Annotated in this window: 20 protein-coding genes; 9 read left to right on the forward strand and 11 right to left on the reverse strand. The window is 45.5% G+C overall.

Annotated elements, in window-relative coordinates; translation table 11 throughout:
* Window positions 1–24: 24 nt before the first annotated feature.
* The 3 genes from AAA938_RS15925 to AAA938_RS15935 are packed head-to-tail and all read right to left on the reverse strand — an operon-like array spanning window position 25 to window position 1,982.
* Window positions 25–864, reverse strand: coding sequence for a phosphatidate cytidylyltransferase (locus AAA938_RS15925; RefSeq protein ID WP_338229747.1), 840 nt, complete (start codon window positions 862–864; stop codon window positions 25–27).
* Window positions 848–1,054 carry a putative signal transducing protein gene (locus AAA938_RS15930; protein ID WP_338220837.1) on the reverse strand — a complete coding sequence of 69 codons (207 nt, stop codon included), beginning with the start codon at window positions 1,052–1,054 and terminating at the stop codon, window positions 848–850. The genes AAA938_RS15925 and AAA938_RS15930 overlap by 17 nt, the downstream gene beginning before the upstream one ends.
* Window positions 1,029–1,982: a CPBP family intramembrane glutamic endopeptidase gene (locus tag AAA938_RS15935; RefSeq protein WP_338229748.1), complete on the reverse strand. Its 954-nt coding sequence runs from the start codon at window positions 1,980–1,982 to the stop codon at window positions 1,029–1,031. The genes AAA938_RS15930 and AAA938_RS15935 overlap by 26 nt, the downstream gene beginning before the upstream one ends.
* A 37-nt stretch (window positions 1,983–2,019) precedes the next feature.
* Between AAA938_RS15935 and dusB the strand changes: the two genes are divergently transcribed.
* Both dusB and AAA938_RS15945 read left to right on the forward strand, forming a co-directional pair.
* Window positions 2,020–3,009 carry a tRNA dihydrouridine synthase DusB gene (gene dusB, locus AAA938_RS15940; RefSeq protein WP_338229749.1) on the forward strand — a complete coding sequence of 330 codons (990 nt, stop codon included), beginning with the start codon at window positions 2,020–2,022 and terminating at the stop codon, window positions 3,007–3,009.
* Window positions 3,010–3,114: 105 nt separating this feature from the next.
* Window positions 3,115–4,020, forward strand: coding sequence for a DMT family transporter (locus AAA938_RS15945; protein ID WP_338229750.1), 906 nt, complete (start codon window positions 3,115–3,117; stop codon window positions 4,018–4,020).
* 1 nt (window position 4,021) lies between these two features.
* On the opposite strand, the gene AAA938_RS15950 is transcribed toward AAA938_RS15945, so the two are convergent.
* From AAA938_RS15950 to AAA938_RS15980, 7 genes are all read right to left on the reverse strand, one after another.
* The gene (locus tag AAA938_RS15950) at window positions 4,022–4,921 is read right to left on the reverse strand and encodes a M23 family metallopeptidase (protein ID WP_338229751.1); all 900 of its coding nucleotides are present in this window, start codon (window positions 4,919–4,921) and stop codon (window positions 4,022–4,024) included.
* 57 nt (window positions 4,922–4,978) lie between these two features.
* Window positions 4,979–6,055: a DUF3810 domain-containing protein gene (locus tag AAA938_RS15955; protein ID WP_338229752.1), complete on the reverse strand. Its 1,077-nt coding sequence runs from the start codon at window positions 6,053–6,055 to the stop codon at window positions 4,979–4,981.
* Window positions 6,056–6,067: 12 nt separating this feature from the next.
* The gene (locus AAA938_RS15960; protein WP_338229753.1) at window positions 6,068–6,649 is read right to left on the reverse strand and encodes a NifU family protein; all 582 of its coding nucleotides are present in this window, start codon (window positions 6,647–6,649) and stop codon (window positions 6,068–6,070) included.
* Between the two features lie 96 nt (window positions 6,650–6,745).
* The gene (locus AAA938_RS15965; RefSeq protein WP_338229754.1) at window positions 6,746–7,489 is read right to left on the reverse strand and encodes a ThuA domain-containing protein; all 744 of its coding nucleotides are present in this window, start codon (window positions 7,487–7,489) and stop codon (window positions 6,746–6,748) included.
* A 74-nt stretch (window positions 7,490–7,563) separates the two neighbouring features.
* Window positions 7,564–8,229 carry a M15 family metallopeptidase gene (locus AAA938_RS15970; RefSeq protein WP_338229796.1) on the reverse strand — a complete coding sequence of 222 codons (666 nt, stop codon included), beginning with the start codon at window positions 8,227–8,229 and terminating at the stop codon, window positions 7,564–7,566.
* Window positions 8,230–8,306: 77 nt separating this feature from the next.
* Window positions 8,307–9,071: an SDR family NAD(P)-dependent oxidoreductase gene (locus tag AAA938_RS15975; protein WP_338229755.1), complete on the reverse strand. Its 765-nt coding sequence runs from the start codon at window positions 9,069–9,071 to the stop codon at window positions 8,307–8,309.
* A gap of 216 nt (window positions 9,072–9,287) precedes the next feature.
* Window positions 9,288–9,953 carry a heme exporter protein CcmB gene (locus AAA938_RS15980; protein ID WP_338229756.1) on the reverse strand — a complete coding sequence of 222 codons (666 nt, stop codon included), beginning with the start codon at window positions 9,951–9,953 and terminating at the stop codon, window positions 9,288–9,290.
* A 491-nt stretch (window positions 9,954–10,444) separates the two neighbouring features.
* Between AAA938_RS15980 and AAA938_RS15985 the strand changes: the two genes are divergently transcribed.
* The 4 genes from AAA938_RS15985 to AAA938_RS16000 are packed head-to-tail and all read left to right on the forward strand — an operon-like array spanning window position 10,445 to window position 14,317.
* The gene (locus AAA938_RS15985; RefSeq protein ID WP_338229757.1) at window positions 10,445–11,236 is read left to right on the forward strand and encodes a sterol desaturase family protein; all 792 of its coding nucleotides are present in this window, start codon (window positions 10,445–10,447) and stop codon (window positions 11,234–11,236) included.
* A 27-nt stretch (window positions 11,237–11,263) separates the two neighbouring features.
* The gene (locus AAA938_RS15990; RefSeq protein WP_338229758.1) at window positions 11,264–13,378 is read left to right on the forward strand and encodes an outer membrane protein assembly factor BamB family protein; all 2,115 of its coding nucleotides are present in this window, start codon (window positions 11,264–11,266) and stop codon (window positions 13,376–13,378) included.
* Window positions 13,379–13,433: 55 nt separating this feature from the next.
* Entirely contained in the window at window positions 13,434–13,736 is a 303-nt protein-coding gene (locus AAA938_RS15995) for a DUF6922 domain-containing protein (protein ID WP_338229759.1), read from the forward strand.
* The gene (locus AAA938_RS16000; protein ID WP_338229760.1) at window positions 13,691–14,317 is read left to right on the forward strand and encodes a nucleotidyl transferase AbiEii/AbiGii toxin family protein; all 627 of its coding nucleotides are present in this window, start codon (window positions 13,691–13,693) and stop codon (window positions 14,315–14,317) included. Before AAA938_RS15995 ends, AAA938_RS16000 begins: the two co-directional genes overlap by 46 nt.
* Here AAA938_RS16000 and AAA938_RS16005 read toward each other — a convergent pair.
* The gene (locus AAA938_RS16005; protein WP_338229761.1) at window positions 14,309–15,175 is read right to left on the reverse strand and encodes an AraC family transcriptional regulator; all 867 of its coding nucleotides are present in this window, start codon (window positions 15,173–15,175) and stop codon (window positions 14,309–14,311) included. The genes AAA938_RS16000 and AAA938_RS16005 overlap by 9 nt on opposite strands.
* A 160-nt stretch (window positions 15,176–15,335) precedes the next feature.
* Between AAA938_RS16005 and AAA938_RS16010 the strand changes: the two genes are divergently transcribed.
* The 3 genes from AAA938_RS16010 (at window position 15,336) to AAA938_RS16020 (ending at window position 18,890) form a co-directional block, all read left to right on the forward strand.
* A complete protein-coding gene (locus AAA938_RS16010; RefSeq protein ID WP_338229762.1) occupies window positions 15,336–16,226 on the forward strand; it encodes a dihydrodipicolinate synthase family protein in 891 nt (296 codons plus the stop codon).
* Window positions 16,227–16,326: 100 nt separating this feature from the next.
* Window positions 16,327–17,772 carry an aldehyde dehydrogenase (NADP(+)) gene (locus AAA938_RS16015; protein ID WP_338229763.1) on the forward strand — a complete coding sequence of 482 codons (1,446 nt, stop codon included), beginning with the start codon at window positions 16,327–16,329 and terminating at the stop codon, window positions 17,770–17,772.
* A gap of 113 nt (window positions 17,773–17,885) precedes the next feature.
* Window positions 17,886–18,890, forward strand: a complete 1,005-nt coding sequence (locus AAA938_RS16020) for a 4-hydroxyproline epimerase (RefSeq protein ID WP_338229764.1) — start codon at window positions 17,886–17,888, stop codon at window positions 18,888–18,890.
* The last annotated feature ends 20 nt before the right edge of the window (window positions 18,891–18,910 follow it).

Raw genomic sequence — 18,910 nt, forward strand, 5'->3', positions numbered from 1 at the left:
ATTTTCAGACTGCCCACTTAAGAATTAAAAGATTTTCAAAAAAGCAGTAATAAAGGGGGCTGAAAGTAACAATCCATCAAATCTATCCATAAATCCCCCGTGACCGGGCAGTCCATTTCCTGAGTCTTTGATCTCAATCGAACGCTTGAAAAGAGATTCAATTAAGTCTCCATAAGTACCGGCAATAATGATAATCCCTGAGATTACCAGCCATTTCCAGTCGGCCAAGACATGAAAGTATTGGGAAATCAAAAAAGCTACCGCAATGGCGGAGAAAGCTCCTCCCAGGAAACCTTCCCAAGACTTCTTGGGTGAGACCCGCTCGAATAGCTTGGTCTTTCCAAATTTGGTCCCGGCAAAATAGGCCCCTGTATCACTGGCCCAAAGGATCAAAAGACATCCAATCAAGATTTCATAGTGATACTCCGCTCCAACCGAAAACACAGCCAAATTCAATAAAGAAAAGGGCACCGCCACATAGAAAATCCCCAAGTAGGTAAAGGCAACTCCTGTAAATGGCTTTTTGTCTGTTTTTTTATACAGCTTGATGAAAAAAGTGAGGGAGACTAAGGGAAAGATCAAATAGAGGTATTCGTGAGAAAGCCGCTCTTTCTCGATCATAAAAGTCAGCGTAAAAATCATTAAGCCGAGAACAGTGCCAAAACTCTTCAAGGGCAACATCCCGTCCAAGCCGGAAAGCTTGTAGAATTCCATTTGGGAAAAAGCCAGAATGACTCCGAAAATCAAAAAATAAGTCCAATCGGAATAGATCGATCCGCCCACCACAATAAAAGCCCCAATCACCGCAGTGATGGCACGCTGTCCGAGATTGCTGTAATTATTGATATTAAAACGTGATCTCATTTTGAATCAGTTGGAGAGCTATCAGGGCTTGGTCATGGGGTACAAGGACCTCAAATGTCCCATAAAGTTTATAGACTGTTTCTTTTTTGTTGAGAACCACCGCAGGAATCTGATTTTCTTCCAAAACCCCTTTGACTATTTCGGCCCTGATCTGATTTTGATCCTCAAATACCCTGATCCAATTCTGCATTTGTCTTTTGGTTGACTGTTCTAAAGTAAAGGAATCCAAGAATAAGAACCAAAAGCCCAAACAAAGCTGCAGGGTAAGAAACGGTATCCGTTGATTCCAAATCAAAATCCAAAGCTCCCTGATTGGAAAAATAGACAATCAAGACTGTGAGGCCATTATTGAAAATATGGGCTAAAATCGGATACCACAGACTTCCTGAATAATGATACAGGTAGCCAAATAAAGCTCCCAAAAATACCCTTGGAACAAATCCATAAAACTGCACATGAATCGCAGAGAAGATAATTGCGGTAATCCAAATTCCCCAATGGGGAGATTTGAGGTAGGATTGCATTTTAGGCTGCACCAAGCCCCGGAAAAACACCTCTTCGCCAACACCAGCCAATACCCCTATGACCAGAACTCCAGCGAGGAGCTCAGGGATTGTCTGGAAATCGGTCAGATACTTGGTCAGCTCCATCAGCTGGGTCTCCATCTCTTTCATCCAGTTTTCCAGACCTGCCATAGACTCAGGTAGCGTGAGTTGAGCATTCCAATAGACCAGCAGTCCATTGAACAGCATTGCCCCAAAGGTGATACCAAGGGATAAAATCAAGTTTTTGGAATTGAGCCTTTCCCCTTGAATCTCCCAATGCAGGTCGGCCTTTTCTATGTATTTCATGATGATCCATGCAGCGACCCAAAAGCCGATACCTGAACCTATCCCCTGCACAAAAAGCAAAGCCATTCGGCCATTAGGGACATCATAATTGCCCGACATCAGCCCCAAAAGGTCTTCCACGGACAGATTGAAAAGTAAGGGAACAAAGGCCAAAGAAACGGCCTGCAGCAAGATCAGGGTTCCAAAAGTCACTAACACAATGACTACCAAGGACAAAAGCCAGTTTTTGCGTTTGGCGATTTCTGCCTGAGTTTCGTAAATCTCCATATTTGGGCTAAATTTACGCCAAATTTAGAATTGAGAAGTGGTTAAGATTGGAAATATAGAATTAGGTGACTTCCCTTTGCTGCTGGCACCGATGGAAGATGTCAGTGATCCGCCTTTTCGCGCAGTCTGCAAGCAGAATGGAGCTGACTTGATGTACACGGAATTTATCAGTTCCGAAGGGCTTATCCGGGATGCCGCCAAAAGTGTCCAAAAGCTCGATGTATATGACTATGAGCGCCCAATTGGGATTCAAATCTTTGGAAACGAGATCGAATCCATGCGGGAAGCTGCTGCGATTGCAGAGGAAGCAGGGCCCGACATTCTGGACATCAACTATGGCTGTCCTGTTCATAAAGTAGCCTGCAAAGGAGCCGGTGCTGGAATTCTGTTGGATATTCCCAAAATGGTCTCCATGACCGCCGAGATTGTCAAGCGGGTGAATATTCCTGTTACGGTGAAGACCCGACTGGGCTGGAGCCATGACACCATCAAAATCGTAGAAGTTGCCGAAAGACTACAGGACGTAGGGATTCAGGCAATTTCTATCCACGCAAGAACCAGACAGCAGATGTACAAGGGTGAGGCAGATTGGTCCTGGCTGAATCTGGTAAAAGACAATCCTCGTTTGCATATCCCTGTATTTGGCAACGGAGACATTGATTCGCCTGAAAAAGCTGCTGAATACAAGTCCAAATACAACGTGGATGGGATGATGATCGGCCGGGCATCCATTGGATATCCCTGGATTTTCAATGAAATCAAGCAGTATTTGGCTACCGGGGAAAAACTTCCCGCTCCGGATTTGGCAGAAAGACTGGCTGTAGCGAAAAAGCACCTGGACTTTTCCATCGAATGGAAAGGGGAAAAACAGGGGATTTTGGAAATGAGAAGGCATTACACCAACTATTTCCGAGGCATGCCCAATTTCAAGCCCTACCGAACCGAAATGGTCACTGCTGATACGTATTCGCAGGTATGTGAAATCCTAGATCAGGTTGCCGAAGCCTATGCGGAATATGAATTTTAAAAAATGAAATCAACCAGACCTCCCGATATTTTTCCGGAGGTCTTTTTTTTGAACTTTTATGGGGTGGATTGCTTTCTTTTGCAATTCCAAATTGTTTTCACCCGCATGAACTCTTCTTCCTCGGAAAACAGTCTGCTTAGCTGGGGCTTGCTGACCATACTTACCCTGATCTGGGGAAGCTCCTTTATTCTGATCAAAAGAGGACTGGAAGTTTTTTCGCCGGGTGAAGTAGGTGCCTATAGGATGGTGGCAGCAGCATCCCTTTTGCTCCCCTTATCCCTGCCAAGAATAAAAAACCTGAATAAAACCCAAATCAAAAATCTGCTCCTATCCGGGATGCTGGGAAGTTTTATCCCCGCTTTTTTATTTCCAATGGCTCAGACCCAGCTTAGCAGTTCACTGACCGGAGTTTTAAATGCCCTTACGCCCTTGTTTGTCGTCTTGGTGGGAGCCCTGTTTTTTAACACTAAAATCACCCGAAGAAATTTCCTCGGATTGGTTATAGCCTTTGCCGGTGTGATTGTCTTGGTGGCATACAAAGAAGGCGGGGGCTGGAGCTCCCTCACCGGCATCAATGCCTATGCATTATTTGTAATCGCAGCCTGTATTTGCTACAGCTTCAATCTCTACGTAATCCGGACCCGCTTCACCAAACTCACTTCTATAGAAATTTCTTCGATTTCCCTACTAATGATACTTCCCGTGGCCTTGATGTACCTATTTGCAGGGACGCAGTTTTCTTACAAACTGGTCACTCATCCCCGGGCTTGGGAAGCTTTGGGATACGTGACTGTATTGGGTATGGTGGGCACGGGTACTGCTCTCATTCTTTTCAATATCATGGTCAAGCAATCAGGTCCCTTTTTTGCAAGTCTGGTCACGTACACTATTCCTATTGTGGCTATTTTATGGGGAGTACTGGACGGAGAGGTACTTCTTTTAGGCCATTATTTTGGAATCGCAGCAGTTATTCTTGGGGTATGGGTCGGCAACAGAAAAAAAGCTGTCTGACCTATTTTCCTTCCTGAAAGGCCTTCAATTCTCTTTTGCTCATTTCAGCTATCACCACCTCCTCGGGATGGGCCACGGTGAATTTTTCGGGCTGGTTAAAAGAAATCTCACCCTTTTCCCCTACAAAAGTGACAGGAAAGGCCTCCATGCCTAGTTTATCTGCCTCTTTTTTGACGGGACGTAGGTTGATCATTCGCACATGAGGACCGGAGGAGTAGTTTTCTCCACCTGACTGAGCAATGATATCGCCGGGAAATACCAAATCTCCTTCTTTGACCTGGGCTGAATTGGCCTTGAGTACGGAGATTTTGGTGAAAGTCCCATCTTCATGGTACAGCTCAATGAAATTCTCTTCCCTGTTAAAGCTCAAGTTTTCCTTGTCCCCTACATAGTCCATTTTCATGGAAGATACCACGCCCTTCCGTGGAGCTACAATAGCTGTGGGCGAGGGAAAGGAAAAAGAAACCCCCACATAACTTCCCACCTGCTCATTTTTATCCAATTGGGTGGCCAAGGGATTCATTTGCGCAGCCATAACTTCGTGGCCAGCCTCTACCGGAATGAGGTAGACTGCTTTGGTTTTGGACTTGGCAAAAAGATTACCTTTCACATAAGAATAGGAATATCGGTAGTTAGTCCCTTGTCCTGAAAGGGTGGGTTTAAGCGTGGCTACTCTTGACCTACCCGGAGAAGCCAAGGCAGTGACATTTCCCCCTCCTGAAGTGGTCATGTTTTGAAGTTGAGAAAAATTGATCACGACGGTATGTGGGATAGACGTACGATTGATTGCATAGATGCTCACCACACCGTCATTATCTCGTTCGGACTCCATTTCAATCTGTCCGAAGGAAACAAAATTGAGGGAAAAAAGAAGGAATGCTGATAAAAAGAGAGTTTTCATTGATTGGTAATTTTCTTGGGAGGAAAACTAATACCCAAGACACCAAAAACAAAAAATCTACTCCTCGAAATTGATTCTTTTTCTCCAGGCATAGGCAAGCATGGGCAATTGCTGATAGGAGTTCACCCCAGCTTTTACGCCTTGTGTCTTGAGAAAGAGGTCATTGGACTTTTTGGAAAGCTCCAAAGAAAAAGGTTTGATCGCCTCGGCTGCTTCTCTGATGGATTGCAGATCGGCAAGGACTCCGGGAGCAATGGTTTTGACCCAGGCTTTGTATTTCTCGGGCTCCATCCGGAAGTAGTCTCTCATCTGGTACTGAAGCAATCTCAAATGCCCGGAGTAGCGAAGCAAATAATTTTCAGAATTAGCACAGATGACCCAGGCAATGAAATTGGCCTCTCCCTCATCGGTCACTCCGTAGCTATGGGCCATTTCATGAGCCACAGTAAATGGCTGCTCCAGAGGGTGAAGCGTGGGATCAATGTAGCTTTCTCCGGTAAAAGGAAAATAAATACCAAGAATCCCCATCTTTCTCATAAATCCCGGAGGGGGAAAAAGTTTGGTTCGTGGTCGGCCGGTAAAATTGAGACCAAGAATTTCCAGATTTTCACTCATGTTGGACCGCACCAGTATCTCCAAATCCCGATATGGCAAGGTGCTTTGAATAGCCGTGGTATCCTGAGTAAGCCGCGAGCGGTAGAGTTCCACCAGCCTTTGGGTGAGTTTGATTTCTGACTCGATCTGCTCCAAATGGAGGGATTGTGGCTTCAGCTCCAGCTGCTGAAAGATCGGAGTCCGCTGATAGTTGTATCCCCAAAGGATCAGGAAGAAGAAAACCAAGGCTCCTGCACCATTCGCTACAGCCTGAAGGGTATATAGTGTCTTCTCCTTCCAGCCTTGTCTTTTGGATAATCGAAAAAGGTAAATCCCGATTATCAGAAAAATCAAAACCAAAAAGAGATAGACACTTGGGAAAGGCAAATAGCCCAAGGTGAGGTCTATTACATTTCTCACCCCGGGGAAAAACTTCCGGGAATACAGGTCATCGGTGAGCTCGGCATTTTGCATAGCAAAATACCGTATTCCCAAGGCCAAAACCCCAAGAAAAGCCCAGGACCAATCCCTTTTGCCCATATCGTTTTACGCTTAGATTCCCTCTGCCACCACTTCCTTCACTTCAGGAAGCATACGGGTCAGCAGATTTTGGATGCCAGCTTTGAGCGTCACTGTGCTGGATGGACAGCCTGAGCAAGAGCCCTGAAGAAGGACTTTGACTACGCCATCCTGAAAAGAATGAAAAACAATCGCTCCTCCATCCTGCTCTACTGCGGGACGAATGTATTCGTCGAGAATCCCTTTGATTTTTTTGACCACTTCCGAGTCATTCTCATCAAAAAGCGGATCCTTATCAAAACTGGCCTGAACAGCTTTTTGACCTGATTCCAGATACTGCTTGATATGATCCCGGATGATGGTTTGGATTTCCGGCCATTCCACGTCCTCGGATTTGGTCACAGTGACAAAATTGGAAGCTATAAACACCCGCTGCACGGCTGAAAAATTGAAAAGTTCCTTAGCCAACTGGCTATTGTCGGCGCTGCCTACATCCGGAAAATCAAAACTTACTCCCTCATCTACCAACATAAAATTGGCCACAAATTTCAGGGAATTAGGATTGGGATTGGCCTCCATGTAGAGGTGAACAGGGCGTGCTTGTGCTTTCAGCATGGTATTCTTGATTTGGTTGTAAAGAAAAACCAAAAAAGGCCTCGGAAGTTCCGAAGCCTGATCTTTTTCCTGATTTTAAGTTGATTTAACGGGAAATCATTTTGGAAGCTTTCCTTTGGCAGCGTACCAGATACCTCCATGGACATGCTGCAAGAAAACAGGATTGGCCCAAGCGGCCTCCACGTGACCCAAAGCGGTGTAAAACACTCTTCCTCCATCAAACTCATGATACCAAGCCATTGGGTGATTCGCTCCCATAGGTTTGGCAGGTTCGTAGGTGCTTTCATCCGCATTGATCAAGACCTTGATGGCAGGATTGATATTTCTGAATTCGTACAATTCATCAAACCAAAGCCAATTTTCCGGCAAATGCCAGGTGGAAGGATGGGATCGATCCAAAACCTGCATTCTCAACGTCTGTTGGCGTGGATGAGCTAGGAAATAGGCTCCGATCATTTGATTGTACCAAGGCCATTCGTACTCAGTATCTGTAGCAGAGTGGATTCCGACCACTCCTTTTCCGCTTTGCACAAACTTTTGAAAAGCTGCCTTTTGGGCATCATTGAAAATGGTCCCGGTTGTACTCAGCAAGACCACGACATCGTATTTGGCCAAGTTTTCATCGGTAAACTGATTGGCGTCCTCAGTAACATAGACTCCAAAGCCATTTTCTTGACCGAGTTTTTTGACTGCCGCTACTCCCTCGGGAATGGACTGATGCCGGAATCCGGCAGTTTTGGAAAATACCAAAACTCTAAACTGACCGCCTTGCTGGGCAAAGGAACCTGCACTGACAAGAATTGCCAGAAGAAAGGTGAGAAATGTGGATTTAAGTTTCATAGGCGAGGTGATTTGGGTTATGGTTTATTGAAAATATTCTTGACTCTTGGATTTAGCTTCTTGATTCTCAAAGCTTATTGAACAAGGGGGAATTTCTCCCCGGCTTCTTTTCGTGAAAATGCATTGAAATGCCACCATTCGCTACCGATTCCTGTAAAACCTGCCCCTTTCATCACTTTTCTGAGGATTTCTCGGTTGGCAATGTGGGTTTGGGTAATTTTTCCCTCAGCCAGCATCTGCTTTTCTCGGTCAGGATAGGCAGGATAACCGAAGTAATCGTAAGTAGTCCCCATGTCCAAAACCGAATCAGCTTGGGTATCGAAAATGGTCAAATCTACCGCCACACCAAAGTTGTGCAATCCACCTATTTTGGGATCAGCCACATAGAGCGGCTTGATGCTATCCGGCTTGTCCAGGCTATCCCAAAGAATCTGCTGCACACTCAATGGTCTGACACCATCGTAAATCAGCAAGGTCAAGTGCGGATACTCTTTTTGTAAGGCCTCGTTGGCGGCCTTGACACGCTGAGCCACTTCAGGCTGTAAATAACATCGAGTCAATTCTCCATAAACATCCTGACCAAAGAAATTATCCTCTGTGGAATATTTCAATTCCACTCGAATGCTGGGGTCAACGGCTTGGATTTCCACCAGTCGCTGATCAATCAATTTCTGCTCAAGAGAAGAAATTGAGGCTGTTGCTTCCACAGTGGCAATGGGAGAGATTTCCTCCCGCTGCATTTCCGAAAAAGTTTCCTGATCGCTTTTGGGAGCGGAGCAGGCAAAAGCCAAGGCTATTCCAATCAAAGCCCAGTTTCTCATGAAGTCAGATTTTTCTTTACTAAAGTAGCTGCGGCCTGCGCCGTGGGAAGGACCACAATATCGGCCAGCACCACATGCGCAGGACGATTGACCACAAACTCCACGATATCGGCAATATCCTGAGCCAAAAGGGGTTCGTATCCTTGATAAACCGTTTCAGCACGTTTCTCATCTCCTTTAAATCGGACCAGAGAAAACTCTGTTTCCACTAAGCCGGGATGAATGCCGATGACTTTGATCCCAAAAGGGTTTAGGTCGATTCGCATGCCTTTGGTGATAGCATCTACGGCATGCTTGGAACCGCAGTACACATTCCCGTTGGGATAGACTTCTTTCCCTGCGATGGAACCGATGTTGATGATGATGCCAGATTTTCTTTCGGTCATGCCTGGAATAATGGCTTTGGAGACGTATAGCAATCCTTTTACATTGATATCCATCATGGCATCCCAATCGTCCAGATTTCCGGTTTGGATAGGATCTAGGCCATGGGCATTCCCGGCATTGTTGATCAGGACATCGATGGAGGACCATTCTGAGGGAAGATTACCCAAGATTTTGCCCACTTTTTCCCGATCACGCACATCAAAAACCAAAGGCAAAAATCGAACTCCTGCAGGGAGCTCTTTCGCCAATTCATCCAACCGATCTTTTCTACGTCCTGTGGCGATGATATCGTAACCCATTTTGGCCAGGGTAATCGCAGAAGCTTTTCCGATCCCGGAAGTCGCTCCGGTGATCAGGGCAATTTTATTTTCCATGGTTTAAAGATAGAAGGATTGAAGAAACTTGTCCGCCGAGGCGGATTGGAAAATTGAAAGATCGAAAAATTGGGGAGATTGATTGAAGACTTCGAAAATTTAAAGGTTAAAAGCCCTCAATTATTGACCTTAAAATCAAAAAGCAAGGATTTACTAGTGTAGGCTTGGAGTTCCCTACCCACTTGTAAATCGTAATTCGTCAATCGTACATCAAATTCAGCTTCTCCATAAATAAGGAAACAAAATATACCCCGTAGCTGCCACGATCGCATTGATCGCCAAAAGGCTAAGCAACTTATCTGCACTGACACTCCAATCCAATCCATCCAAGGCATTTTTGGATATTCGGATGGCCATCAACAGAATCGGGATAATCACCGGGAAACTCAAAATAGCCATCAAGGTCGCATTGTTTCCAGCTTTGGAAGCAATCCCACTGACCATGGTTAAGGAAGCTGAAAAACCCACGGAACCCAAAACCAAATTCAACAAAAACAAACCTTGTTCCTGAACTGGATTTCCCAAAATCACAGAAAAAACTCCATAACCTAAAAGAGCCAAAATCAGCGTCAAACCAGTGTTGTACAAGATTTTTGAAACAATAATCGACTCTGGCGAAGCGATCATGTAGTAATACAACTGACGTCCTTGATGCTCTTGTACAAAGCTCTTTGCCACGGCATTTACCGCGGAAAAGAGGATAATGATCCAATACAGCGCATTCCAAGTAGGGATGGAAAGGTTACCCATTTTGGCACCGACACTCAAGTAGGTGATAAAAACCGCCGAAACCACATAGAGCAAAATCCCATTTAGAGCATATTTCTGCCTCCACTCAAGCGTGATTTCCTTTTGGATCAAAACCGAGATTTCCTTCCACATGGCTCAAAGTAAATACATTTTTTGCCACGAAGACCCAAAGGCACCTAAGGATTTTTCTTTACGTTTTTGCTCACAGATGTCACAGATCATCACAGATGGGTTTTTATCTGTGGGCATCCGTGGAATCTGTGAGAGTTTTCTCCGGCTGTGACCATTCCTCAACTTACCCTTACTGACAAAAATTTAATCATCAATTCATAGCAAAAACACCTTTGCTCACAGATGTCACAGATCATCACAGATGAGTTTTTATCTGTGGGCATCCGTGGAATCTGTGAGAGTTTTCTCCAGCTGAGTTAATTCCTCACCTTATTATCACCAACAAAATTTCAATCATCAATTCCAAACAAAAACACCTTTGCTCACAGATGTCATAGATCATCAAAGATGAGTTTTTATCTGTGGGCATCCGTGGAATCTGTGAGAGTAAATCCTCCTCTTTTGACTGGAAAGGATTCTCTGATTAACTTGAGAGTCTTCAATAGAATGCTATGATTTGGGAAGACTTCTTCATTCGGTGGACCAGAATCGCAGGGAATGTTACATTTCGCTATTTCCTGATTGCCGGCACGGTTTTTTTCCTTTTCTATTTCATTTTAAAGGGAATAATGGCCAACCGAAAAATGCAAGCCAAATTCCCCAAGCTCAAAGATTACTCCCGGGACATAACCTACTCTTTGATCACCATTTTGATCTTCGCCACGGTAGCTGCGGTGACTTTTATTCTTTTGTATCCTTACACGCTTTATTATCGGGATGTTGAAAAATTTGGATGGACTTATTTTTACCTCAGTTTCCCTTTGATGTTTTTGATCCACGATGCCTATTTCTACTGGGCACATCGGCTGATGCATCATCCTCGGCTTTTCAAGGCGATCCACCGAGTTCATCATCAATCTACCAACCCCTCCCCTTGGACAGCCTATGCTTTTCATCCTTTGGAGGCGATCATTGAGGCCGGAATTATTTTGGTTTTGGGTTTTGTCTTACCGATCCATCAGGCCGCATTTGGGCTATTCATGCTGTTTCAGTTTTCTTACAATGTCTACGGGCACCTGGGCTATGAGCTTTATCCCAAAAATTTTCACCGAACCTGGATCGGAAAATGGATCAACACCGGAACCGCACATAACCAGCATCACCAATATTTCCATGGAAATTACGGGCTTTACACCTTGATTTGGGATCGGTTGTTTGGCACGCTTAGAGAGGATTACGACCAAAAGTTTGATCAAGTGACTACTCCGAATCAAGCGCGAAGTCATGAAAAAACACTGGCATGACACCCTTCCCGAAACATTTCCAAACCCATGAATTTTAGAAAAATCCTCTTTTCCGCTGTCTGTTTGCTGACTTTCTCCTGCACAGAAAAAGCCCCGGAAATCGACTATACCGACTGGTCGTACTATGGAGGACCGGAGGACGGTTCCCGGTATTCAGCTTTGACCCAAATCACCAAAGACAATGTCTCCCAACTCCAAGTGGCTTGGACCTATCACACGGGAGATGCTACCGAGCGCAGTCAGATTCAGTGTCAGCCCATCGTGGTAGATGGATTGCTTTACGGAACCACTCCCAAACTCAATGTCTTTGCTTTGGATGCCGCAACTGGAGCAGAAGTTTGGCGTTTTGATCCCTTTCAGGTTTTGGGTGGGGAAAATTCTTGGGCCGGAACCAACCGAGGCGTGACCTTTTGGGAGGAAGGCGAGGATAAGAGGATTTTGTTTACCGCAGGCAATTGGCTGATGGCGCTGAATGCGCAGACTGGAGAACCGATTTTGAGTTTTGGGGATCAGGGAAAAGTGGATCTGCGAAAAGACTTGGATACGGATTTGGAGGATTTTCTGATTGTCTCCAATTCCCCGGGCGTAGTTTTCGAAGACAAACTGATCATGGGCATGCGGCTCTCCGAAGGCTTGGATGCTGCACCGGGAAATATCCGGGCTTACAATATCAAAACCGGAAAGCGGGAGTGGATTTTTCACACCATTCCGCATGAAGGGGAGGAAGGTTATGAGACTTGGGATCCCAAATACATCCGCCAAATCGGAGCAGCCAACAATTGGGCAGGAATGACTGTGGACCAAAGCCGTGGGATTGTTTTTGTCCCAACTGGCTCGGCTACGTATGACTTTTGGGGTGGATACCGGACCGGAGATAATCTGTATGCAAACTCACTTTTGGCCCTAAATGCCCATACCGGAAAACGGATCTGGCATTTTCAGGCGGTTCATCATGATGTTTGGGACCGTGATTTTCCAGCCAATCCTAACCTTATCCGAATCCAAAAAGACGGAAAATGGATTGATGCTGTGGCTCAGATTTCCAAGCAAGGCATGACCTACGTATTCGTAAGAGAAACCGGGAAGCCTATTTGGCCCATTCAGGAAACTCCGGTAACCCAAAGCGTGATGCCCGGTGAGGTGAGTTCAAAAACTCAGCCTATCCCTACCCTTCCAGAGCCATTTATGAATATGGTCTTCGAAGAAAAAGACATCCTCAACCTCACGCCCGAATGGGAATCTGACATCCGAACTCAGCTTGAGGGTGCTATCTTGGGGGATACCTGGGCTCCTCCTCATCCGGAGAAACCTATTGTACTCTTCCCCGGGATGGATGGAGGCGGGGAGTGGGGCGGCGCTTCCTTCGATCCCCAAACCCAAACCCTTTACGTCAATGCCAATCAAATCCCTTGGCTGATCGATATGACTCCCAATGCCAGTTTCGGGAATGTGGGCCTATCCATCTACAGCAATTACTGCGGCAATTGCCATGGGCTGGACAGAAAAGGCAATCCTCCGGCTTTGCCAAGTTTGCTGGGATTAAAGGAAAAATACTCGGCTGATTCTTTGGATCAGCTGCTCCGAAAAGGCCGTGGAGCGATGCCGGCCTTTTCCCATATTTCCGCTGAGGAAAGAGGTATTCTGATTGACTACCTACTGGGAAAAGCAGATGCAGGAGATAAAAAGGAACTGGAAGCAGAAAGCTCCAAGCTCTATCCCCGCTACTACATGAAGGGCTATCAGCGACTGACCACCAAGGAAGGAATCTATGGTTCCAATCCTCCTTGGGGACTTTTGACGGCGATCGACATGAATACCGGCTTTAGGAAATGGCAGATTCCCTTGGGCTCTATTGACTCCCTGAAAACCATGGGGTTTGAAAATACCGGCATTGAAAACTATGGAGGGCCGGTAGTTACGGCAGGCGGAGTTTTGTTTATCGCTGCGACCAAGGATGAGAAAATCAGAGCCTTTGACAAAGAAACAGGTCAACTCCTTTGGGAAGCCCAACTCCCGGCCGCAGGTCATGCCACTCCGGCAGTCTATGAGAAAGGCGGAAAGCAGTTTTTGGTCATTGCCTGCGGAGGAGGCAAGGGCACTAAAAGTGGAGACGCCTATGTGGCATTTGCTTTGCCAGATTGATTTCAAAATCAACGATCCCCTTTCTTGTTTGCCTATTCCTGTTTAATTTTCCGATATGAGTGACAAGCCCAAACCCATTTTTGACAAACGCATTTTCTGGGATGTGAATTTTGAACAGATCGATTACGACAAAAAATACAAGTTTGTCATCGAGCGGGTTTTTGAGCGGGGAGACACCCCGGATATTCGCAATTGCCGAAGATACTATGGAGATGAGTTGGTGGCAGAAGTTTTGCTGAATGCGAAATTTCTACCTCAAATGCGAATGTATCTTGCTGCAGCCGTAATTGATCGACCAGTAGAAGATTTCAGATGCTACAAACTCAGACAGTCGAACCCGGAACTCTTTCCCTATTAAGAGACCTTTGTAAACTTCCGTGTCTTCAAGGGTTTGCTTTAGTTGGAGGGACTGCCCTTTCATTAAAGTATGGACATCGTTTATCTGTCGATTTGGATCTTTTTTCCACTTCCAGATTTGAAAATGAAGACGTTATTTCTTGTCTCAAGACTGAATTTGGTGAACAATTCACTATTGAAGACAAACCTCCTCATTTCGGAATATTTTGCTATATCTGGGATGTGAAAGTGGATATAGTTCGTCACCCACATCCATTAATCGACCAAACAGAATCCATAGAAGGAATTCGTTTTTTCTCCGATAGAGATATCATGGCCATGAAGATTCAGGCTATTTTGGGTCGGGGGAAAAAGAAAGATTTCTGGGATATTGCAGAGCTTCTTCAGCACTACTCAGTGGGAGATTTTATCCAAAGCCATAAGGAAAAATACAGCACTCAGAATCTCCTGATTTCCATTCCTCAGGTGATGGTGTATTTCCAGGATGCCGAAGAAGACGAGAATCCTGTGAGTCTAAAAGGCCAAACATGGACAAGTGTGAAAAAGACCATAACCAAAAAAGTCTCGGCACATTTACGCTAAGTTTTTAAACTCCCTGGGGGTCATCCCGGTATGGCTCTTAAAGCTCCGGTTGAAATAGGATAAATTCTCAAAACCTACCTTGTAAGCAATCTCCGAAATCCCCAAATCCGTTTCCTGAAGCAATTTTTGGGCTTCGCTGATCCGAAGTTGCTGAAGGTATTGCGTAAAGGTTTTTCGGGTTCTCAATTTGAAAAACCGGCAAAATGCCTCCTTGGAAAGATGGGCTTGTCCGGCTGCCTCTTCCAGGGTAATGGACCGAAAGCGATTTTCGAGCAAAAACTGCATGACTCGGTTCATCCGACTGCCATCCTTTTCCGAAAGTCCCCGCATCAGCCCCGGCTCATTTAATCGGACCAAATCCCCCCTTGCTTCCTCCAGCCAATTCAGCATTTGGAATGCCAACTGAAAGCGATGAAGCCCCTCGCTTTTTTCTGCCTGAGGGAAAATAGATTTGATCCGTTCGGCAGTTTCACCCTGTACTTGAAAACACAAACCTTGAAACTCCTCAAATTTCCGCATAGACTGTAGCTCATCCAGTTCTCCCAAAGCCTTGCCCAAGGCTTGGAAATCAAAGAAAATGGTATTTCCTGAAGATTTTAATTCGGTGCCTTCTTCAAAATATTCCGGGTCGCTCCGAAAAACATGCGGAGCATTTTCTCCTAAAAAAAATAAATCTCCCGGCTGAAATCTCCCCACATAATCCCCACTGAGCAGCTGACCTTTTCCCTCCAAAATCACCGTCAACTGCAGCTGAGGATGCTGATGTAGCTTATCATAAAAATGCGCCCCTCTATCCTCCTGATAGCGAACAAACTCCCGCTGTGACTTGGGGACCTGAAAGGAAATCACTTTTGCCATGCTGCAAATAATATCAAATTGAGTGAAAGTAAGAGACAAATTTTATAAACAAATCAATTGGGTATCAAAAGGGACTAATCCAGTGAAAGAAATTGCCTCTTTGGTCTTTTACTTTTGATAAATAATCATCAAACCCTCTGGGATAAAAACTGAAACTACTATGAACTGGAAAGGCGTATTCCCCGCAGTCACGACCAAATTTCACGCAGACGGAAGTCTGGACATGGACCTGTTTTTCAAAAATCTGGATTTCCAACTGGAAAGTGGAGTTCATGGCATCATCCTGGGTGGCACCTTGGGTGAGAGTTCGGTTTTATCGCATGAAGAAAAAATCACGCTAACCGGAGAAACGGTTAAGTACATCAACGGGAGAGTACCTGTCATCCTCAATATTGCCGAAGGCGCTACCAAAGACGCACTTTTCTGGGCTAAAAAAGCAGAAGAATTGGGAGCATCCGGCCTGATGATTTTGCCTCCGATGCGCTATGCTGCAGATGCTAGAGAGGTGGTAACCTATTTTAAAACCGTCGCCAATTCCACCAAACTACCAATGATGATCTACAACAACCCGGTGGATTACAAGACTTTGGTAACAATAGACATGTTTGCCGAATTGGCCGAGTGCGAAAACATACAAGCCATCAAAGAATCCACACGGGATATTTCCAATGTTACTCGTATGATCAACCGATTTGGTGATCGTTTCCAATTGCTTTGCGGGGTAGACACCCTGGCTTTGGAAGAATTGCTGATGGGAGCCGTAGGATGGGTTGCCGGATTGGTTTGTGCTTTTCCAAAGGAAACGGTGACCATTTTCAACTTGGTTCAGGAAGGAAAAATTGAGGAGGCCAGAGAAATCTACCGTTGGTTTTTGCCTTTGCTGGAGCTGGACATTCATCCCAAACTGGTGCAATACATCAAGCTTGCAGAGCAGCATTGCGGAGTAGGTTCCGAGCATGTAAGAGCTCCAAGATTGACTTTGATCGGGGAAGAAAGAGCAAGAATTGAGAAGATTATTACAGATGGCTTAGCAAAAAGGCCGAAATTGTGAAATAGACGCAAGAAGCTAGACATTAGACACAAGACTAATCGCTCTGGATATTCGCGAAGCTAATTTTACAATATTCCAATTTTAAAATCTTTCAATTTCCATGAACCTAGACAACCTATTCAGCGCCGCCCAAGAAGCATTTCTGTTTTATAAAAACCTCCCGGGCAAGGAAAGAGGAGCCTTTTTGGACACCCTTGCAGATACACTAGAAGCAAATCGCCCCGAGATCGTCCCTTTGGCAGTGAAGGAATCCAATCTCCCCGAAGGAAGAATCAACGGAGAATTGGGAAGAACCACAGGCCAAATCCGGCTTTTTGCCAACTTGGTCAGAGAAGGCTCTTGGGTGGAAGCAACTATCGATCCGGCCATGCCTGATCGCACTCCCCTTCCTAGAGCAGATATTCGCAGAATGCTTACTCCATTAGGTCCTGTGGTGGTTTTTGGCGCAAGCAATTTTCCTTTGGCTTTTTCTACGGCTGGTGGGGATACTATCTCTGCCTTGGCAGCAGGCTGCCCGGTAATCTACAAAGCCCACCCTGCGCATCCTGAGACTTCCAAAAAAGTAGCCGATTGCATCCATCAGGCCATTTTGAAATGCAGCCTTCCTTCTGCTCTTTTTACTCATGTCGAAGGAGGAATTGCGGAAGGTCAAGCTTTAGTCAAACATCCTATAGCAAAGGCAGTGGCATTTACAGGTTCTCATGCCGGTGGAATGGCCCTATTCAACCTTGCCAATCAACGGGAAGAACCAATTCCCGTTTTTGCAGAAATGGGTTCAGTCAATCCTATTTTCTGCTTTCCAAGTAAGTTGGAAAAGCAAAACGAGGCTTTAGCCAAAGCATTCGTCGCTTCTCTTACCCTTGGTGTAGGCCAATTCTGCACCAATCCGGGGCTGATTTTCGTGCCTGAAGCTCAAGCCAAAGCTTTTGAACAAGCCATCGCTGCAGAACTGAAAGATATCGTGGCTGCCCCAATGCTTCATCCGGGAATTGCTCAGGCTTATTACGACTCCATTCAGTTTTTGGAATCCCGGGAAGAACTTCGCTGGGTAAAAGTGGCCGATCCGAAGCATTTGATTAACGGAAGCACCGCTTTGGCAGAAATCAAAGCCCAAGACTGGTTAAAGGACTCTCTTTTCCAAAAGGAAGTTTTTGGGGCTTTTGCCATGATGGTAGTCTATCAAAGCGAAGAAGAACTTTTGGAAATTGCCAAACATCTTCATGGACAATTAACCATTACGGTTTGGGCAGAGGAAGAGGAGCTAAAGAACCAGCTTTTCCTGATCAATCTTTTGGAAGAAAAATGCGGAAGATTACTATTCAAAGGAGTTCCTACCGGGGTGGAAGTAGGCTATGCCATGCAGCATGGAGGACCATTTCCTTCCACCACGGCTCCAAACAGCACTTCGGTTGGAGCCCATGCAATAAAAAGATTTGCCAGACCCATTGCATTTCAAGACATGCCACAGGAATTGCTTCCAGATGCCTTGAGGGATGAAAATCCACTTGGAATTTGGAGATTGGTGAATGGGAAGTGGGAAAAATGATTTACGAATTACGATTTACGAAGCTCTGATTAGAACTAACCCAAAAACTAATCGCAAAGACTTCTTTCTCTAGAATTTTCCAATTTTAAAATCTTTCAATATTCAAATTTTATATGTCTTCAAGACACACCTTCTCCTGCATCGACGCTCACACTTGCGGCAATCCTGTTCGGGTAGTTTCCGGTGGTGTTCCTTTTCTGAAAGGAAACAACATGCTCGAAAAGCGGCAGTATTTTCTGGAAAATCTGGACTGGATCAGAACCGGGCTGATGTTTGAACCCCGTGGACACGACATGATGTCGGGCTCTATGCTTTTCCCTCCACACGATCCTGAGAATGATTTTGCTGTGCTCTTTATCGAGACTTCAGGTTGTCTTCCCATGTGCGGGCACGGCACGATCGGCACAATCACCATAGCGATAGAAGAAGGATTAATTCATCCCAAAACTCCGGGCTTCCTGCGAATGGAAGCACCCGCGGGACTGGTTTTGGTGGAGTACAAGCAGGAAGGCAAAAAGGTCAAATCTGTCAAGCTGACCAATGTAAAAAGCTATCTGGCTGCTGAAAATCTGGAAATTGAAATCGAAGAACTGGGCAAGCTAACCGTGGATGTAGCCTATGGCGGCAACTTTTACTGTATTGTGGATCCCCAAGAGAATTTCCCAGGATTAGAGCATTTCAAAGCAGAACAATTGATCTCCATGGCCCGAAATCTCCGGAAAAAGATGAATGAGCGCTATGATTTTGTCCACCCAGAGCATGACCGAATCCGAGGACTTTCTCACGTGATGTGGACAGGAAAAACCTTAGAAGAAAGCAGCACTGCACGAAATGCCGTTTTCTACGGGGACAAAGCTATTGATCGCTCCCCTTGCGGCACGGGAACCTCGGCAAGAATGGCCCAGTGGTTTGCCAAAGGCTGGCTAAAGCCCGGAGATGAATTTGTCCATGAAAGCTTCATCGGATCCAAGTTTATCGGAAGAATCGAGGAAGTAACCGAAATAGCCGGAAAACCGGCCATCGTCCCAAGTATCGAAGGCTGGGCCAAGGTATATGGCTACAATACGATCATCCTGGATGATGATGACCCGTATGTTCATGGATTTCAGGTAATCTAAGGGCAAAAAGTAGCTTTGGC

This window comes from Algoriphagus taiwanensis, assembly GCF_036245645.1.
Classification (GTDB): Bacteria; Bacteroidota; Bacteroidia; order Cytophagales; family Cyclobacteriaceae; genus Algoriphagus; species Algoriphagus taiwanensis.

Bases quoted from the DNA above. Each gene is read 5' to 3' on its own strand.
- AAA938_RS15925 (WP_338229747.1), bottom strand. From the start codon at position 864: ATGAGATCACGTTTTAATATCAATAATTACAGCAATCTCGGACAGCGT.
- AAA938_RS15930 (WP_338220837.1), bottom strand. From the start codon at position 1,054: ATGCAGAATTGGATCAGGGTATTTGAGGATCAAAATCAGATCAGGGCC.
- AAA938_RS15935 (WP_338229748.1), bottom strand. From the start codon at position 1,982: ATGGAGATTTACGAAACTCAGGCAGAAATCGCCAAACGCAAAAACTGG.
- AAA938_RS15945 (WP_338229750.1), top strand. From the start codon at position 3,115: ATGAACTCTTCTTCCTCGGAAAACAGTCTGCTTAGCTGGGGCTTGCTG.
- AAA938_RS15950 (WP_338229751.1), bottom strand. From the start codon at position 4,921: ATGAAAACTCTCTTTTTATCAGCATTCCTTCTTTTTTCCCTCAATTTT.
- AAA938_RS15955 (WP_338229752.1), bottom strand. From the start codon at position 6,055: ATGGGCAAAAGGGATTGGTCCTGGGCTTTTCTTGGGGTTTTGGCCTTG.
- AAA938_RS15960 (WP_338229753.1), bottom strand. From the start codon at position 6,649: ATGCTGAAAGCACAAGCACGCCCTGTTCACCTCTACATGGAGGCCAAT.
- AAA938_RS15965 (WP_338229754.1), bottom strand. From the start codon at position 7,489: ATGAAACTTAAATCCACATTTCTCACCTTTCTTCTGGCAATTCTTGTC.
- AAA938_RS15970 (WP_338229796.1), bottom strand. From the start codon at position 8,229: ATGCAGCGGGAGGAAATCTCTCCCATTGCCACTGTGGAAGCAACAGCC.
- AAA938_RS15975 (WP_338229755.1), bottom strand. From the start codon at position 9,071: ATGGAAAATAAAATTGCCCTGATCACCGGAGCGACTTCCGGGATCGGA.
- AAA938_RS15980 (WP_338229756.1), bottom strand. From the start codon at position 9,953: ATGTGGAAGGAAATCTCGGTTTTGATCCAAAAGGAAATCACGCTTGAG.
- AAA938_RS15985 (WP_338229757.1), top strand. From the start codon at position 10,445: ATGATTTGGGAAGACTTCTTCATTCGGTGGACCAGAATCGCAGGGAAT.
- AAA938_RS15990 (WP_338229758.1), top strand. From the start codon at position 11,264: ATGAATTTTAGAAAAATCCTCTTTTCCGCTGTCTGTTTGCTGACTTTC.
- AAA938_RS15995 (WP_338229759.1), top strand. From the start codon at position 13,434: ATGAGTGACAAGCCCAAACCCATTTTTGACAAACGCATTTTCTGGGAT.
- AAA938_RS16000 (WP_338229760.1), top strand. From the start codon at position 13,691: ATGCTACAAACTCAGACAGTCGAACCCGGAACTCTTTCCCTATTAAGA.
- AAA938_RS16005 (WP_338229761.1), bottom strand. From the start codon at position 15,175: ATGGCAAAAGTGATTTCCTTTCAGGTCCCCAAGTCACAGCGGGAGTTT.
- AAA938_RS16010 (WP_338229762.1), top strand. From the start codon at position 15,336: ATGAACTGGAAAGGCGTATTCCCCGCAGTCACGACCAAATTTCACGCA.
- AAA938_RS16015 (WP_338229763.1), top strand. From the start codon at position 16,327: ATGAACCTAGACAACCTATTCAGCGCCGCCCAAGAAGCATTTCTGTTT.
- AAA938_RS16020 (WP_338229764.1), top strand. From the start codon at position 17,886: ATGTCTTCAAGACACACCTTCTCCTGCATCGACGCTCACACTTGCGGC.